The organism is Rhizobium leguminosarum bv. viciae USDA 2370 (genome assembly GCF_002008365.1).
GTDB classification, from domain to species: domain Bacteria; phylum Pseudomonadota; class Alphaproteobacteria; order Rhizobiales; family Rhizobiaceae; genus Rhizobium; species Rhizobium leguminosarum.
Window position 1 is genome coordinate 110,752 of sequence record NZ_MRDL01000036.1, and the last position, 17,338, is coordinate 128,089.

Consider the following 17,338-nt stretch of genomic DNA (forward strand, 5'->3'; position numbering starts at 1 on the left):
CGAGGCCAACACTATCAAGGGCGAGAAAGCCGATGTATCGCGCCATAAAGATTTTCCTCATCACGGTTTGCCTGACATTTTCGGGCCTGACATTTTCGGGCGTGATAATCTCGAGCGAAGCCCAGGCTCAGGACGATATCCATGTGCTCATCGACGCGCTCGGCGTCGGCGACTTCCCGGAACGCGAAGCGGCCATCAAAGCGCTGGTCGCCTCCAAGGACCAGCATGTCAGCCAGATCCTGCAGCAGTTGAGCGACGGCCTTCTCTACGTCAATTCTGATGGCGGCCCGGTTCTTCTCCAGGGCGGTACCGATGACGAACCGACCTATTCCGATCCGATCACCGGCGAACCCGCTGCAGATGTCGATCCGGATCTGATGACGAAGGTCAAGATCAACAACGCGCTTCGCGGCGTCATCAGCGCCGCCACCAGCCAACTGACGCTGATGAGCCCGGACCGTTCCGCGCGGCTTGCCGCGGCGCAGGGCCTCCTGAAAGATGCCGACCCCGCCAATCTCGACCTGCTGAACTCGGCGCTGGCGGCCGAAAAGGACGCAGAGATCAAGAATACGATGGAAGCGGCGCGCGCAGTGCTGCTGCTCAAGACGGATGCGAGCGTCGAAGACAAGAAGGCTGCGATCGATACGATCGCGGCGCGCGGTAATCGCGATGCGCTGACCATCCTCACGACCACACTCGAAACCGCGCCTGAAGACCTGAAGCCGGCGATCCAGGCGGATATCAGTTCCATCAATCGCAGCCTGGCGCTGTGGGACATCGTCCAGAACATCTGGTACGGATTGTCTCTCGGCTCGGTGCTGCTGCTTGCCGCGATCGGCCTTGCCATCACCTTCGGCGTCATGGGCGTCATCAACATGGCGCATGGCGAAATGGTGATGATCGGTGCCTATACGACCTATGTCGTGCAGGAATACATAACCTCCGCCTTTCCTGAGCTTGCCGATTATTCGCTGGCCTTTGCTGTGCCTGCGGCCTTCGTCTTTACCGGCTTCGTCGGTCTGTTGATCGAGCGCGCCGTCATCCGCTATCTCTACGGTCGGCCGCTCGAAACGCTGCTCGCCACCTGGGGTGTGTCGCTGATCCTGCAGCAGGCGGTGCGCAGCATCTTCGGCCCGACCAACCGCGAGGTCCGCAATCCGACCTGGATGTCCGGCGTATTCGATCTCGGCGGGCTCTCCATCACCTGGAACCGACTGTGGATCATCGTCTTTTCGATGGTGGTCTTTGTGGCGCTGCTCCTGCTGCTCAAGCGGTCCGCCTTTGGCCTGCAGATGCGCGCCGTTACGCAGAACCGCCGCATGGCGTCGTCGATGGGCATCCGCACCGGTTGGGTCGATGCCTTCACCTTCGCGCTCGGCTCGGGCATTGCCGGTATCGCCGGCGTGGCGCTCAGCCAGATTGACAACGTCTCGCCGAACCTCGGTCAATCCTACATCATCGACAGCTTCATGGTCGTCGTCTTCGGCGGTGTCGGCAATCTCTGGGGCACGCTGGTCGGTGCACTCTCGCTCGGCGTCGTCAACAAGTTCCTCGAGCCCTTTGCAGGCGCCGTGCTCGGCAAGATCCTGGTGCTCGTCCTCATCATTCTCTTCATCCAGAAGCGTCCCCGCGGGCTCTTCGCACTCAAAGGAAGGGCGGTGGAAGCATGATTACGGCCTTCCTTCTCCGATCACTCGATCGCAAGATCGTCATTGCCATCGCCCTCCTGCTTCTGGTCGCGGTCCTCGTGCCGGTCCTGAACCTGATGACGGGGCCGACCAATCCGCTACACGTGCCGACTTATATCATGTCGCTGTTCGGCAAGTATCTGACCTATGCGCTGCTGGCGCTGGCGCTCGACCTCGTCTGGGGCTTCTGCGGCATCCTCTCCCTCGGCCACGGTGCCTTCTTTGCGCTCGGCGGCTATGCGATGGGCATGTATCTGATGCGCCAGATCGGCACGCGCGGCAGCTACGGAGATCCTGTTCTGCCCGACTTCATGGTGTTCCTGAACTGGAAGGATCTGCCTTGGTTCTGGTACGGTTTCAACCATTTCTGGTTTGCGGCGCTGATGGTGCTCGTCGTACCCGGTCTGCTCGCCTTCGTCTTCGGCTGGTTTGCCTTCCGCTCACGCGTCAACGGCGTCTATCTCTCGATCATCACCCAGGCGATGACCTACGCGCTGCTGCTGGCCTTCTTCCGCAACGACATGGGCTTCGGCGGCAATAACGGCCTTACTGATTTCAAGGACATTATCGGTTTCAACGTACAGGCTGACGGCACGCGTGCAGCCCTCTTTGCCGCAACTGCGATCTTCCTCGCTCTATCGCTGATGATTGCTTCGGCGATCGTACGCTCGAAGTTCGGCAAGGTGCTGGTCGGCGTGCGCGATGCCGAAAGCCGCACGCGCTTCCTCGGCTACCGCGTTGAGCATTTCAAGCTCTTCACCTTCGTCGTCTCGGCGATGATGGCAGGCATTGCCGGCGCGCTCTACGTGCCGCAGGTGGGCATTATCAATCCCGGCGAATTCGCCCCTGCCAATTCGATCGAAGTCGTCATCTGGACCGCGGTCGGCGGGCGGGCGACGCTGATCGGGCCGATCATCGGCGCGATCCTCGTCAACGGCGGCAAGACGATCTTCACCGGCCTCTTCCCGGAGTTCTGGCTGTTTGCACTCGGCGGTCTCTTCGTCGCCGTCACTCTGTTCCTGCCGAAGGGCGTCGTCGGCACGATTGCGCAATATCTTGGCAAGCGGAAGCTTGTCTCCAAGGCTGCCCCGCCGGCGGCTGAGGAAGACGGTATCGAGCCGAAAATCCAGGCAGCGGAGTGAGCGCCATGATTCCCGACGTCAAACCCAATAGCGTGCTTTATCTCAACGGCGTTTCGGTTTCCTTCGACGGCTTCAAGGCGCTGAATTCGCTGTCGATCGTCATCGAGCCCGGTGAACTTCGCGCCATCATCGGCCCTAACGGCGCCGGCAAGACGACGATGATGGATATCATCACCGGCAAGACCCGGCCCGATGAGGGTGAGGTGTTCTTCAACGGTACGATTGATCTCACCAAGAAGGATGAGGCCGATATCGCTCAGCTCGGCATCGGCCGCAAGTTTCAGAAGCCGACAGTCTTCGAAAGCCATACGGTGTGGGACAATCTGGAGCTGGCGCTGAACCGACGTCGTGGTGTGTTCTCGACGCTGTTCTACCGGCTTTCGGGCGAGGACAAGGCACGCATCGAGGAAATCCTCGACACGGTGCGGCTGACGCACCGCCGCGACGAATTCGCCGCCAATCTCTCGCACGGGCAGAAGCAGTGGCTGGAGATCGGCATGCTGCTGGCGCAGGAGCCGAAGCTTCTGCTCGTCGACGAACCGGTGGCCGGCATGACCGATGCGGAGACTGCAGAAACCGCAATCCTGCTCAAGGATATCGCCAAGACCCGGTCGGTCGTCGTCGTCGAGCACGACATGGGCTTCATTCGCGACCTCGGCGTCAAGGTGACCTGCCTCGCGGAAGGCTCGGTGCTGGCGGAAGGGTCGATCGATTTCGTCAGCTCCGATCCGAAGGTGATCGAGAACTATCTGGGGCGGTGAGGGATGATGGGTCCATTGAATGTTGGGGAGGGGTCTATTGCGGTCCCACAAAGATTCGGGAGACGGCATCATGCTGACAGTTGAAAACGCAAACCTGCATTATGGCGCCGCTCAGGCGCTGCGCGGCATCTCGATCAAGGCCGAGATGGGCAAGATCACCTGCGTGCTGGGGCGTAACGGCGTGGGGAAGAGTTCTCTTCTGCGCGCCGTTACCGGCCAGCATCCGCTGTCGGCGGGCGCGGTCACCTTCAACGACACCAGGCTCAACGGCCTGCCGCCCTTTGCCCGCGCCAAGCAGGGTATCGGCTATGTCCCGCAGGGGCGCGAAATCTTCCCGCTGCTCACCGTCAAGGAAAATCTCGAAACCGGCTTTGCACCGCTTGGCCGCCGCGACCGCAACATCCCCGATGATATCTTCAGCCTCTTCCCGGTGCTGAAGTCGATGTTGTCACGTCGCGGCGGCGATCTTTCCGGTGGGCAGCAGCAGCAGTTGGCGATTGGGCGCGCCATGGTGACGCGGCCTAGGATTCTCGTGCTCGACGAACCGACCGAGGGCATTCAGCCCTCGATTATCAAGGACATCGGCCGGGCGATCCGCTACTTGCGTGACTCCACCGGCATGGCGATCCTTCTCGTCGAACAATATCTGGATTTCTGCCGAGAGCTCGCCGACTACGTCTACATCATGGATCGCGGCGAGATCGTCCATGAAGGGCTTGCCGAAACGCTGGATACACCGGAGGCCCGCCGCCATCTGACTGTCTGACCGGCAAATGCCGCATTTTGCAGCAAGGGACACGGAGCCTGGAAAATCTTCCTCTGCCTCTGCTGGTCTGCTCCAGACGGCATAGGAATTGCTTGCTTTCCGTCATCCGCGCGATTGAATGAAAACGGTGGCGCGACCGAAAGGGACGATATGACGACCGTGGCGGCGAGTACGAGACCGCAGAGAGCGGAAGGGCGCGGGCATCTGGCGGCGAAGCTGTTCGATGGCCGCACGCGCATTCGTGAACTCTATCAGGAAGGGGCGGCGAAGATCCGCCTGCCGGATACCTTCGATGCCTCGATGGAAGCAGTCATCATCAACACAGCAGGCGGACTGACGGGCGGCGACCGGATGGACTGGAGCGTTGATGCCGGCGCCGGCACGCGCATCGACGTTACCACCCAGGCTTGCGAGAAGATCTACAAGGCATCGGCCGGTACCGCCGAGGTGACGACCAGCATCGAGGTTGGAGCTCAAGCCCGTGTCGACTGGCTGCCGCAGGAAACGATCCTCTTCGACCGGGCAGCGCTTTCCCGCCGCTTGGATGTCGATCTTGACGAAGACTCCGAATTTCTGGCCGTCGAAGCCGTGCTGCTCGGCCGCAAGGCAATGGGTGAGACGGTGGAGACCGGGTTGTTTCGCGACCGCTGGCGCATCCGCCGCTCGGGGCGGTTGATCCATGCCGAAGAACTGAGGTTGTCCGACGGCGTAGCGGCCCTTGCCGCGCGCCAGGCCGTGCTCGGCGGGCAGGTGGCGTTTGCGACGCTGCTTTATGCCGGGCCGCTTTCGGAAGCCTATCTTGGCAAAGTCCGGCCGCTCGTCGAAGGATCGATGGGCGGTGCGAGCGCCTGGGACGGCAAGCTCGTTGTCCGCCTTGCGGCAGCCGACGGCTTCTCACTCAGAAAAATCCTGATCCCGGTCATTTCCGCCTTGCGAAATGGTGCGCCTGTGCCGAAAGTCTGGAATCTATGAATCTAGAGCATGATGCCGAAAAGTGTGAGCGGTTTTCGGGCGACGTCATACTCTAACTCTTTAATGTAGAACAGGATCATCCTGTTCCAGGCATGAAGCAGATGGGCAAGCAATGAACCTCACTCCGAGAGAAAAAGACAAGCTGTTGATATCAATGGCGGCGATGGTGGCACGCCGGCGGCTGGAGCGCGGCGTCAAGCTGAACTATCCCGAAGCGATCGCGTTGATCAGCGATTTCGTCGTCGAAGGCGCTCGCGACGGTCGCCCGGTTGCCGAGCTGATGGAAGCCGGCGCCCATGTGATCGGCCGCTCCCAGGTGATGGAGGGCGTTGCCGAGATGATCCACGACGTGCAGGTGGAGGCGACGTTCCCGGATGGAACCAAGCTCGTCACCGTGCACGAGCCGATCCGGTGAGGAGATAGGAATGCTCGAGCTCAGGCCCAATTGCGAATGCTGCGACAAGGATCTGCTGCCTGATAGCACTGAGGCACGGATCTGCACCTATGAATGCACTTTCTGCGCGGATTGCGTGAACGGTGTGTTGAAGGGTGTCTGCCCGAACTGCGGCGGTAATCTCGTCGCGAGACCTATTCGGCCGGCGGCCATGCTTGCTAAAAATCCGGCTTCGAGGAAGCGTGTGCTGAAGGCCGAGGGCTGTGCGCCCAAGGCGGCTTAAGGAGGACGAGATGATTCCAGGTGAGATCATTGCCGCAAGCGGCGACATCGAACTGAATGCCGGCGCGCAGACGGTGACGCTGGAGGTTTCCAATACAGGCGACCGACCGGTGCAGGTCGGCAGCCACTATCATTTCGCCGAGACCAATGCCGGGCTTTCCTTCGATCGCGCGGCGGCGCATGGCAAGCGGCTCGATATTCCGGCGGGAACGGCCGTGCGCTTCGAGCCGGGGCAAACGCGCTCGGTGACGCTGATCCCACTTTCCGGCAAGCGCGAGGTCTATGGCTTCCGTCAGCTGGTGATGGGTAAGCTTTAAGAACAATAGGCTGGAGGAATGCATGCGTTTGAATGTCTGCCTCGTCGGGGCGGCGATGTTGCTGACGGCAGGTGCGGCCTCCGCTCAGGATATCGATTGCAACAATCCTAAGACGCAATCGGACATGACTGGCTGCGAGGCGGCGCGCCATGAGGCCGCCGACAAGGTGCTGAATGCGCAATACAAGAAGACCCGGGCCGCGATGGTGGCGATCGACAAGGATCTCGACGGCGATATGAAGGGCGCAGAGCAGGCGCTGGTCAAGGCGCAGCGCGCCTGGATCGATTATCGGGACGCCGAATGCGACGCCTTCGGCTTTCAGGCCCGCGGCGGCACGATGGAGCCGATGCTGGTCGCCGGATGTCTCGCCAACATCACGGACAAACGTACAAAAGAGCTTAAAGAGCTCGAAGACACGATGAGCAATTAAGGTGATCAGGAAGATCATGATCGTCGGCAATGGTGAGATCGCGGAGGCAGAGGCAGGCATCATCGATGCCGCCGATTTCGTCGTCCGCTTCAACGATTGCCGCTCCTATGACACCGGCGGCCGGCGCACGGATGCCGTCGCGGTCTGCAATACCGGCCGTCCGGCGAAGGCGATGCTCGGTTCGCTTGAGTGGCGCGCCCATCCCGGCGTCGTTTCGGCTGGCGAAATCTGGAGCGTGCGCGACCCGGAAAAGTTCGCGGCGATGCGGGCGCCGCTTGCCGTCTCGCATCCGGAACTCGACGATTTCTGCGACGACTACACCGATGAGTTCAGCGCCTTCTGCGTCGACACCGACAAGGCGCACATCGTCATCGGCAAATCGGTTCACGAGGCCGTCGATGCCTCGCTTTCGGCCTTTGCTCCGGCGCCCTATGTCGTGCCGAGCAGTGGCATGATCGTCATTGCCGAGGTTTTGAACACATATGCCGAGGCCGAGGTGACGCTTGCCGGCTTCGGCCACTCAGGCTGGGAATGGCACCCATTTGCGGCCGAACGACAGCTTGTCGATAGTTATATTGCCGCCGGCCGCCTCACGCGGCTTGGCGGAGATACACCTGTTTCTTCCTCCCAAGGAGCCTGATGGATGCCCTATAAGATCTCGCGCGCCGCCTATGCCGGCATGTTCGGACCGACCACCGGCGATAAGGTGCGCCTTGCCGATACGGAGCTTTTCATCGAGATCGAGAAGGATTTCACCACCTATGGCGAGGAGGTGAAGTTCGGCGGCGGCAAGGTGATCCGCGACGGCATGGGCCAGAGCCAGGTGACGCGGGCGGATGGCGCGGTCGACACGGTCATCACCAATGCGGTGATCGTTGATCATTCGGGCATCTACAAAGCCGATATCGGGCTCAAGGACGGGCGCATCGTTGCGATCGGCAAGGCGGGCAATCCCGACATGCAGCCTGGCGTCAATATCATCGTCGGCCCGGGCACGGAGGCGATCGCCGCCGAAGGCAAAATTATCACCGCCGGCGGCATGGACAGCCATATCCATTTCATCGCGCCGCAGCAGATCGAGGAAGCGCTGATGAGCGGCATGACCTGCATGCTCGGCGGCGGCACGGGACCGGCGCACGGCACGCTTGCCACCACCTGCACGCCCGGTCCCTGGCATCTCGCGCGCATGATCGAGGCGGCCGACGCCTTTCCGATGAACCTTGCCTTTGCCGGCAAGGGCAATGCCTCGCTGCCGGGGGCGCTGACCGAAATGGTGCTGGCCGGCGCCACCTCGCTGAAGCTGCACGAGGATTGGGGCACGACACCAGGCGCCATCGACTGCTGCCTGTCGGTCGCCGACGAATACGACGTGCAGGTGATGATCCACACCGATACGCTGAACGAAAGCGGCTTCGTCGAGGATACGATCGGGGCCATCAAGGGCCGCACCATCCATGCCTTCCACACGGAAGGGGCGGGCGGCGGCCACGCGCCTGACATCATCAAGATCTGCGGCCAGCCGAACGTCATTCCGTCGTCGACCAATCCGACGCGTCCCTATACGGTCAATACGATCGCCGAGCATCTCGACATGCTGATGGTCTGCCACCATCTGTCGCCGTCGATTCCCGAAGACATCGCCTTTGCCGAAAGCCGCATCCGCAAGGAAACAATCGCTGCCGAAGATATTCTGCACGATATCGGCGCCTTCTCGATCATTTCGTCCGACAGCCAGGCGATGGGCCGCGTCGGCGAAGTGGCGATCCGCACCTGGCAGACGGCCGACAAGATGAAGCGTCAGCGCGGCCGGCTGAAGGAGGAGAAGGGTGACAACGACAATTTCCGCGTCCGCCGCTATATCGCCAAATACACGATCAACCCGGCGATAGCCCATGGCCTCAGCCGTGAGATCGGCTCGGTCGAAGTCGGCAAACGTGCCGACCTCGTGCTGTGGAATCCGGCCTTCTTCGGCGTGAAGCCCGACATGGTGCTGCTCGGGGGCTCGATCGCGGCCGCGCCGATGGGTGATCCAAACGCTTCGATCCCGACGCCGCAACCGGTGCACTACCGGCCGATGTTTGCCTCCTACGGCAAGAGCCTCACCAATTCCTCCGTCACCTTCGTCAGCCAGGCGTCGCTCGATGCCGGCCTGAAGGGCCGGCTCGGCGTCGCCAAGGAACTGGTCGCGGTGAAAAATACGCGCGGCGGCATCTCCAAGGCATCGATGATCCACAACGACCTTACACCCGAGATCGAGGTCGATCCGGAAACCTATGAGGTCAGGGCGAACGGGGAATTGCTGACTTGCGAGCCGGCGACGGTGCTGCCGATGGCGCAGCGCTATTTCCTGTTCTAGACCCACGTCCGATGTGCAACGGGCGGTTCCGATGAGGACAGGTATCCGCTGGTTGTTGCGGATCGTATTCCTGCTTGTGCTTTTGGTGGCCTGCGGAACCTTCATTCCCCGGCCGCTGATTGCGCCGGTCAAGGCGTCGTCCGTCGCAGTGACACATCGGATTCTTCTGCTGTCGGGACCAATCCATACCGATATTGCCATTCCGCTCGACGAGGAGACGCGGGCTGCCTTTTCCTTCCTCGGTAATACCGATTTTCCGCTCGCCCATCCGAATGCGGAGTGGCTCATTATCGGCTGGGGCGGTCGTGCTTTCTATCTGGAAACGCCCACATGGGCGGAACTGAAAGCACTGCCGGTGCTGCGCGCGCTGACGATCGACCGTTCAGTGCTGCATGTGGACCTTGCCGGTCATATCACCGAACCGCAGTCCAACGTCGCGGCATTCGATGTCAGTGAGGATCAATTGGCGAAGTTGCGCGACTTTATCTCGGACAGTTTCGTGCGCGACGCGGGCGCGGTCGTGCCGATCCCGGATGCGGGCTACGGCGAGATCGATCGGTTCTTCGAGGCCAAGGGATACTTCAATGCGCTCTTCGGCTGCAATACCTGGACTGCCGCTGCCCTCCGCTCGGCCGGGCTTCGAACCGGCTTATGGAACCCGTTTCCACAAGCATTGCGATTGTCTGTTGCTGTCTACAATTGAAGCAACCGTCGGGCCATCCCGCTCTTAAAGTGAATTGTGAAGAGCACTCTCCATCTGGTTGTAAAAATCGGTGAAAAAATCGCTATTTTCCCCAGTTAAACCATTCTGGAACAACGGCACTGCACAATTGGATAAATCCGTTTAATATCAATAGTTTAAATGTATTTCTATAGTGTTCGATTCAGGGATTGGAAAGCTGCATCCACTGCTAGAAAAATTCTGTCCACCGAATCGTCCAAAGTGGCTCGAATTTTAACGAGTTGATTAAGAACCCCGCAGCAATTGGGCTCTTATCAATGCCTTGAAACGCCGGGCAAGAAGGTTGATTCTCATGAGAAACTGGATTTCGCTGCAGGCCGATTTTGGCGATCTTCAATACCGCAGGAACGTCTATGTCTTCGCCCTGAAGATGAGCTTTCTTGCCGTCATTCTCTCCGGCGTCATTATTGCGCTGACGATGCCGTCGCTCGATCTTCTCGGACTTTTGCCGGTGACGCTCGCACATGCAATTGGCTTCAGTGCGATCTTTTCCTGGCTGATCGGCGGCACGGTTTCCGGCATGCTGTCGCTGTTTGCCGGCTTTGCCATGCGCGATCTTGCGCTCTCGCGGGCGGAATTCGAAAAGCTGAGCCGCACGGATACGCTTTCGGGACTACTCAACCGGCGTGCCTTTACTGAGGCACTCGATAACGTCGATAGCAACGCGTCGCTGGTAATTTTCGACGTCGATCGTTTCAAGGCGATCAACGACCGCTTTGGCCACGGTTGCGGCGATGCCGTCATCATCGCGGTTTCGGCCATGCTGACATCCGCCTTCGATGAGATGGCCGTCGTCGCACGCCTGGGGGGCGAGGAGTTCGGCGTCATCGTCTCTGGCGAACCTCTGGAGGCGCGGATGGAGCGGATCGAGGGTGTCCGGGCTCGGATCGCTAGCGGCGCCATTAAGGCCGAGGGGCACGAGATCCGCATCACCGTTTCCGGCGGTGTTGCCGATCTGGTCACCGGGCGCCACAAGCAGGCGGTCTATGCCTCCGCCGACCGGGCGCTCTATCTCGCCAAGGCGCTCGGGCGCAATCGCGTCGTACATGAACGGGAAGGTCTTCATCACGCCTGGCACGGGCTCGTCGATAACGGCGTCGATGGCGAGAAAAGAGGCCCGGAGAGCGACAACGTGATGCAGGCTTACGGAATATAAAAGCCGAAGCCGGACGAAAGGCCATTGGTGCTTGCATCGGGAAGAGCTATTTTGCATGGTCGTCCTCTCAGAAAAACGGACATGTCATGCAGCGCGTCACCTCCTATCTTCCCGCCGGAACCCCTTCCTCTCACCCCATCGCCCAGGTCAAGCTGCCGCATGATCTGCGCCATCTTCGCCGCAAGCTGCTGCATCTGGAAAATGGCGAGATGGTCATGCTCGATCTCAAGGATCCGGTGCTTTTCGCCAATGGCGACCTGCTGGTGCGCGACGACGGCGAACTGATCGAGATCCTCGCCGCCGACGAGAAACTTTTCGAAATCCGCGGTCGCGACCGCACCCATCTGGTCGAGCTCGCCTGGCATCTCGGCAACCGGCATCTTGCCGCTCAGATCGAGGAAGACCGCATCGTCATCCTCCGCGATCATGTCATCCGCACCATGCTGCAGGGCCTCGGCGCCGTCGTCCTCGAGATCGACGAGCCGTTCCAGCCGGCGCGGGGCGCCTATCATTCCCAAGGCGGGCATTCGCATGGGCATGATCACGATCACAATCATGACCACGGGGATGACCACGGGCATGATCATAGTCACAGCCATGACCATGATCACGAACATGGCTACGAGCATGAGCATGAGCACCGCCACGATCGCGGCCATGATCATGACCACAAGCACGACTGAGCCTTGATGACCAGGGATCGCGAGCTGCAGGCATTGCTGCGCCTGACGGCATGGCTGTCACCAGCCTTTCCGATCGGCGGCTTTGCCTATTCGGGCGGGCTGGAGCGAGCGGTGGCCGATGGGCTCGTTACGGATGCGGCCTCGCTTGCGGCCTGGATCGGCACGCTGGTCGGCAATGGTTCGGCCTGGAACGATGCGGTGCTTCTGGCCGAAAGCCATAGGCAACAGGCACAGCCCGCACGCCTTGCCGAAGTCGCTGCACTCGCCGAGGCGCTGGCCGGATCACGCGAGCGGCATCAGGAAACGATGCTGCTCGGCGAGGCTTTCCTCGCAGCGGCGCGGGCCTGGCCGGACGGGGTGTTCGAGCGGCTACCTGACAAGGTCGCTTATCCCATTGCGGTCGGGGCGGTTACAGGCGCCCATGGCATAATGCCCGAGAAGGCGCTCGCCGCCTTTCTGCATGCCTATGTCTCACAAGCGGTTTCATCCGGCATCCGCCTCGGTGTCGCCGGGCAAAGGGATGGCCTCGCCGTTCTTGCCGGTCTGGAAGACCATATCGCGGAGGTCGCCCGGCGGGCGGCAGCCTCGGCGCTTGACGATCTGGGTTCGGCGACGGTGCAGGCCGATATTGCCAGCCTGCGCCACGAGACGCAGGCGACGCGGCTGTTCCGTTCGTGATTGTCTGAAATTATCGCTGTGGCTGCGTCATTTGACGGTGGCGCCGGCGGGCGGCTTCGCTATCATCAAGGTTCGATTGGAGTAAGGCATATGAAATCAAGAAACGGACCTTTGCGTGTCGGCATCGGCGGGCCGGTCGGCTCGGGCAAGACGGCGCTGACCGAAAAGCTCTGCAAGGCGATGCGCGACGACTATTCTGTCGCCGTCGTCACCAACGATATCTACACGACAGAGGATGCCGAGGCGCTGGTGCGGATGCAGGCATTGCCTTCGGACCGCATCGTCGGTGTCGAAACGGGCGGCTGCCCGCATACAGCCATTCGCGAGGATGCGACGATCAATTTGCAGGCGATCGCCGGCCTGAACCAGCGGATTCCCGATCTCGACGTCGTCTTCATCGAATCCGGCGGCGACAATCTGGCGGCGACCTTTTCGCCCGATCTTGCCGATATCACCATCTATGTCATTTCCGTTTGCCAGGGCGAGGAAATCCCGCGCAAGGGCGGGCCTGGTATCACCCGGTCGGACCTGCTCGTCATCAACAAGAAGGATCTGGCGCCTTATGTCGGCGCCGATCTCGAGGTGATGGACCGGGATGCGACGCGCATGCGCGCTTCGCGCCCCTTCGTCTTCTCCGACATGAAGCGCGGCGACGGTGTCAGCTCGATCGTCAGCTTCCTCAGGGAGCAGGGCGGTCTCTAGATCCAGATTTTAGGCCGGATCAAAGTCGAAGAATTAGAGGATGATATCGTCCGAAAACCGCTCACACTTTTCGGCATCATGCTCTGACGGTTAGATCCGTCGGAGCAGGTTGACGTCGCTGATGGCGATCGTCCGGCCGCGCACCGTGACACCTTTCGTCTTCAACGTCGAGAAGGCGCGCGAGAGCGCCTCCGGTGCGAGGCCAAGCTTGCGGGCGAGCAGGTTTCTCGGAAAGGGCAGCCGCAGCGAAGCGGCCGCACCGTTCTCGGCGCAGTGGGTCAGCAGATAATGCGCCACGCGCTGCGGCGCGGTCTGCATGCGGTCGCTTGCCAGGCATTCCATCATCGAGATCAGATGCAGTGACAGGCTGCGCGTGATCGCCTTGCCGATCCGCGGCCGCTCCTCCAGCAACAGCCGAACCTTTGCGATATCAAAGCACGCCAGCACGGCATGATCCATTGCTTGCGCGCCGTAGTGATAGGTTTCGTCGGCGTGGATCAGGCATTCCGCGAAGCTGTCGCCGGGCTCGCAGATGCGGATATCGGCCTGCCTGCCGTCGCCGTTGCGACGATAGAGCCTGACATAACCGCTCAGCACGCAATAGAAATAGGCCGCCTTGTCGGCCTCCTCGATGAGAACGTCATGCGGGTCGCAGAGGCGAACGGTGGCGCAGGCGCGCAGGGCTTCAGCCTCGTTGCGGTCGAGCCCGGCCATGAGGGCGGCCTTGGCGAGCACAGCGGCCTCTTGGCCGTTGAATGTCAGCGTCCTGTTCATCTCCCGGTCTCCTGATATGGCCGGTCTTTCCAATTCCATGTGCATGCCGGGCAAAATACGGGAAGGAGATGGCGGTGGATTTGATTTCGGTCAATCGCCAGAAGTGAACAGCAAAAACGAAACGGGCCGGGAGATCGCTCCCGGCCCGTTCATTTCCTGGGCTTTGCCTATTCCGCCGCGAAGGGCGGCAGGCGCAGCACGTTGGTGTCGTTGCCCTTGGCGCTCTTGCGCTTGCCTTCCGGCTTTTCGATTGCGGTCAGACGCTCCTCCAGCGAGTCGATTTCGCTGCGGTTCTCGCGGGTGACGCGGGTGAGATCCTCGCGCGACAGCGGCAGCTCCTCCTCGTCCTTCCTGCCGACCAGGCGGCCGAAAGCCCAGCCGAGCAGGCGGGACAGGTCGTCCATGATCAGGAAGAAGGAGGGCACGACGACGAGCGAGAGTACGGTCGAAACGATGATGCCGCCGATCACTGCAATTGCCATCGGCGCGCGGAACGAGCCGCCTTCGCCGACACCAAGCGCGGAAGGCAGCATGCCCGCCGACATGGCGATCGAGGTCATGATGATCGGCCGGGCGCGCTTGCGGCCGGCTTCGACCATGGCCTCGACACGAGGCATGCCCTGATGGCGCATCTCGATTGCGAAATCGACCAGCAGGATGGCGTTCTTGGTGACGACACCCATCAGCATGAGGATGCCGATCATGACAGGCATCGACAGCGGATTGCTGGTGAGGATCAGGCCGGCTGCGACGCCGCCAATGGCGAGCGGCAGTGAGAACAGGATGGTGAAGGGCTGGATCACGTCCTTGAAGAGCAGGATCAGCACCGTCAGCACCAGCAGCAGGCCCATCAACATGGCGTTGACGAAGCTCTGCTGCATCTCGGTCTGCACCTTGGTGTCGCCGCTTTCGGCAAGGTGCACCGTGGCCGGGATATTGGCGTCGTTGACGATCTGACGGAAGCGGGCCGAAGCCGTGTCGAGTGCTACGCCCTGCGGCAGGTCGGAGCCGATCGAGACGACGCGGTTGCGGTTGTTGCGCTTGATCGAGCTTACGCCTTCCGAATAGTCGATATTGGCGACGCTCGCGAGCGGAACGGTGCCGCCGCTGGCGGTCTGGATCTTCAATGTCCGGATGGCCGCCAGATCGCGACGCATGTCGAGTGCGGCCTGAACGCGGATCGGGATCTGGCGATCGTCGAGCGAGATCTTGGCAAGGGCGGCATCGACATCGCCGATGGTGGCGACGCGGATCGTCTCGGAGATCTGCTGCGGCGTAATGCCGAGGCGGGCCGCCTCATCCATGCGCGGGTGAACCTGCAGCTCCGGACGGGGCAGGGAGCCGTCGGCGCTGACATTGGCAAGCAGCGGATCGGCGCGCAGCTTGGATTCCAGAATGCCTACGGCGTCGTTCAGGTCCTTGTCGTTCTTGGAAAGGAAGTTGAAGGAGAGGTCGCGTTCGCCGCGGTCATTGAGCTTCAGGATCCGGACGTCGGGAATATCGCGCAGCTTGGCGAAGACTTCCTTTTCGATATCCCATTGCGGGCGTTCACGGCCGTGGACCTCCACCTTCGGCAGTTTCGGGCCAATGACGGGGATATGGCCGAGCACGTCGTTGACCATCTTCTTGACCAGCGATTGGTCGAGCTTGTCGAGTGCCAGCGTGATGGTCGCACGGCGCAGTTCGAGATCACCCTTCGGCGACGCGCCGCCGAGGACGAAGACGCTTTCGACGCCATTGATGTCCTTGACCCTGTCATAGATCGCATCCGTCGTCTTCTCGGTGTCGTCAAGGCGCGCATTGGGCGGCAGCTCGACGGAGAGAACGATGCGTGAGGCATCTTCCGGCGGCAGGAAGCTGCCGGGAACCTGCATCAGCAGCAAAACGGAGCCGACCAGGAAAGCGAACGCGACAATCAGCGTTGCATACCGCGTGTACCAGCGTCCAGTCGTGCCACGTATGAGACGGGTGTATCCCCGCATCAGCAGGCTGTCATTGTCGTGATGGTCTTCCATGCCGTCTTCGGCGCGCATCAGATAAGCGGCCATCATCGGGGTGATCAGTCGCGCGACCATCAGCGAGAAGAAGACGGAGAAGGCGACGGTCAGACCGAACTGGATGAAGTACTGGCCCGGAATGCCCGGCATGAAGGAAACAGGCACGAAAACGGCGATGATGGTGAAGGTGGTGGCGATGACGGCAAGGCCGATTTCGTCAGCCGCCTCGATCGCCGCTCGATAGGGCGTCTTGCCCATCTTGATGTGGCGGGCAATGTTTTCGATTTCGACGATCGCATCGTCGACAAGGATACCGGTGGCCAGCGTCAGAGCGAGGAAGCTGACGAGGTTCAGCGAAAAGCCCATCATGTCCATGACCCAGAAGGTCGGGATCGCAGACAGCGGAAGGGCGATTGCAGAGATCAGGGTCGCACGCCAGTTCCTGAGGAACAGGAGGACGACGATGACGGCGAGCAGCGCACCTTCGAGGAGCGTATGAATGGCGGCTTCATAGTTGCCGTAGGTGAAATAGACCGAATCGTCGATCAGTTCGATCTTCACATTGGGGTTTTCGGCCCGCACCTTGTCGAGGTTCTGCGCCACGGTTTCGGCGACGCTGACCTCACTGGCGCCCTTGGAGCGGAAAACGCCGAAGGTAACGACCGGCGTATCGTTGAAGCGCGAGAAGGATTTCGGCTCCTCATAGGTGTCCTTGATGACGCCGAGATCGGACAGTTTGACGAAGCGGCCGTTCGGCAGGCCGATCGTCGTGTTGGCGAGGTCGGCGACGTTGCGGGCGTCGCCGAGAACACGGATCGCCTGTTCGCTGCCCGCCACCTGGCCACGGCCTGAGCCGAGGTCGATGTTGGTGCCGCGCAGCTGCTGGTTCACGCTCGCGGCGGTGATGCCGTAGGCATTGAGCTTGTCAGGGGTGAGTTCGATGCGTACTTCGCGCTCTGCACCGCCGTAACGGTCGACACGGCCGATGCCGGCCTGGCCCTGCAGTGAACGCTTGATCGTATCGTCGACGAACCAGGAAAGTTCTTCCAGCGACATGGCAGGCGAGGAAACGGCGAAGGTCTGGATCGCCTGTCCCTCGACATCGACCTTGGAGACGATCGGTGCTTCGGCCGTCGCCGGCAGATCGCTGCGGATGCGGTCGATCGCATCCTTGGTGTCCTGTACGGCCTGTTCGGTCGGCACTTCCATCCGGAACATGACGTTGGTTTGCGAGCTGCCGTCGGTCACCGTCGACTGGATTTCGTCGATGCCGGTGATGGAGGCGACTGCGTCTTCAATCTCCTTCGTCACCTGCATTTCGAGTTCAGCCGGCGAAGCGCCGCTCTGCGTCACGCTGATCGAGACGAGCGGCACGTCGATATTTGGAAAACGCGTGATCGGCAGCGAATTAAAGGACTGCATGCCGATGAACACCAGCAGGCAGAAGGCCAGCAGCGGCGCAATGGGATTTCGAATGGACCAGGCTGAAAAATTCATC

The 17,338-nt window shown here is 61.1% G+C and carries 18 protein-coding genes; 16 read left to right on the plus strand and 2 right to left on the minus strand.

Translation table 11 applies throughout. The features are described from left to right. Positions 1–32 precede the first annotated feature (32 nt). The 16 genes from urtB (at position 33) to ureG (ending at position 13,069) form a co-directional block, all read left to right on the plus strand. On the plus strand, positions 33–1,670 hold the full coding sequence (gene urtB, locus BS629_RS15535) for an urea ABC transporter permease subunit UrtB (RefSeq protein ID WP_018243296.1): 1,638 nt from the start codon (positions 33–35) through the stop codon (positions 1,668–1,670). Then, positions 1,667–2,830 carry an urea ABC transporter permease subunit UrtC gene (gene urtC / locus BS629_RS15540; RefSeq protein WP_018243295.1) on the plus strand — a complete coding sequence of 388 codons (1,164 nt, stop codon included), beginning with the start codon at positions 1,667–1,669 and terminating at the stop codon, positions 2,828–2,830. Before urtB ends, urtC begins: the two co-directional genes overlap by 4 nt. A 5-nt stretch (positions 2,831–2,835) precedes the next feature. After that, entirely contained in the window at positions 2,836–3,591 is a 756-nt protein-coding gene (gene urtD / locus BS629_RS15545) for an urea ABC transporter ATP-binding protein UrtD (RefSeq protein ID WP_018446880.1), read from the plus strand. Positions 3,592–3,661: 70 nt separating this feature from the next. Then, positions 3,662–4,357: an urea ABC transporter ATP-binding subunit UrtE gene (gene urtE / locus BS629_RS15550; protein WP_018243293.1), complete on the plus strand. Its 696-nt coding sequence runs from the start codon at positions 3,662–3,664 to the stop codon at positions 4,355–4,357. Between the two features lie 150 nt (positions 4,358–4,507). After that, positions 4,508–5,329: an urease accessory protein UreD gene (locus tag BS629_RS15555; protein WP_018517017.1), complete on the plus strand. Its 822-nt coding sequence runs from the start codon at positions 4,508–4,510 to the stop codon at positions 5,327–5,329. A 112-nt stretch (positions 5,330–5,441) separates the two neighbouring features. Then, on the plus strand, positions 5,442–5,744 hold the full coding sequence (locus BS629_RS15560; protein WP_018243290.1) for an urease subunit gamma: 303 nt from the start codon (positions 5,442–5,444) through the stop codon (positions 5,742–5,744). Between the two features lie 10 nt (positions 5,745–5,754). Further along, positions 5,755–6,006 carry a DUF1272 domain-containing protein gene (locus tag BS629_RS15565; protein WP_018243289.1) on the plus strand — a complete coding sequence of 84 codons (252 nt, stop codon included), beginning with the start codon at positions 5,755–5,757 and terminating at the stop codon, positions 6,004–6,006. Positions 6,007–6,016: 10 nt separating this feature from the next. Continuing rightward, complete coding sequence (locus BS629_RS15570; protein ID WP_018243288.1) at positions 6,017–6,322, plus strand: urease subunit beta; 306 nt, start codon at positions 6,017–6,019, stop codon at positions 6,320–6,322. 22 nt (positions 6,323–6,344) lie between these two features. Further along, entirely contained in the window at positions 6,345–6,752 is a 408-nt protein-coding gene (locus BS629_RS15575) for a lysozyme inhibitor LprI family protein (RefSeq protein ID WP_018243287.1), read from the plus strand. 16 nt (positions 6,753–6,768) lie between these two features. Next, positions 6,769–7,392, plus strand: coding sequence for a hypothetical protein (locus tag BS629_RS15580; RefSeq protein WP_018243286.1), 624 nt, complete (start codon positions 6,769–6,771; stop codon positions 7,390–7,392). 3 nt (positions 7,393–7,395) lie between these two features. After that, a complete protein-coding gene (ureC, locus tag BS629_RS15585) occupies positions 7,396–9,108 on the plus strand; it encodes an urease subunit alpha (RefSeq protein WP_018243285.1) in 1,713 nt (570 codons plus the stop codon). 31 nt (positions 9,109–9,139) lie between these two features. Then, positions 9,140–9,811 carry a TIGR02117 family protein gene (locus BS629_RS15590; RefSeq protein ID WP_018243284.1) on the plus strand — a complete coding sequence of 224 codons (672 nt, stop codon included), beginning with the start codon at positions 9,140–9,142 and terminating at the stop codon, positions 9,809–9,811. 331 nt (positions 9,812–10,142) lie between these two features. Next, entirely contained in the window at positions 10,143–11,006 is an 864-nt protein-coding gene (locus BS629_RS15595; RefSeq protein WP_018243283.1) for a GGDEF domain-containing protein, read from the plus strand. 86 nt (positions 11,007–11,092) lie between these two features. Beyond that, positions 11,093–11,689 (plus strand): urease accessory protein UreE, encoded by a 597-nt coding sequence (gene ureE / locus BS629_RS15600; protein ID WP_018243282.1) that lies wholly within the window; start codon positions 11,093–11,095, stop codon positions 11,687–11,689. Between the two features lie 6 nt (positions 11,690–11,695). Then, positions 11,696–12,367 carry an urease accessory protein UreF gene (locus BS629_RS15605; protein ID WP_018243281.1) on the plus strand — a complete coding sequence of 224 codons (672 nt, stop codon included), beginning with the start codon at positions 11,696–11,698 and terminating at the stop codon, positions 12,365–12,367. 90 nt (positions 12,368–12,457) lie between these two features. Further along, complete coding sequence (gene ureG / locus BS629_RS15610) at positions 12,458–13,069, plus strand: urease accessory protein UreG (protein ID WP_003590582.1); 612 nt, start codon at positions 12,458–12,460, stop codon at positions 13,067–13,069. 90 nt (positions 13,070–13,159) lie between these two features. Here the strand turns inward: ureG and BS629_RS15615 are convergent, their stop codons facing one another. Together BS629_RS15615 and BS629_RS15620 are read right to left on the minus strand one after the other, a co-directional pair. Then, positions 13,160–13,843 carry a Crp/Fnr family transcriptional regulator gene (locus BS629_RS15615; RefSeq protein ID WP_077988301.1) on the minus strand — a complete coding sequence of 228 codons (684 nt, stop codon included), beginning with the start codon at positions 13,841–13,843 and terminating at the stop codon, positions 13,160–13,162. Between the two features lie 167 nt (positions 13,844–14,010). After that, positions 14,011–17,337 (minus strand): efflux RND transporter permease subunit, encoded by a 3,327-nt coding sequence (locus BS629_RS15620; RefSeq protein WP_018446868.1) that lies wholly within the window; start codon positions 17,335–17,337, stop codon positions 14,011–14,013. Position 17,338: the final 1 nt, after the last annotated feature.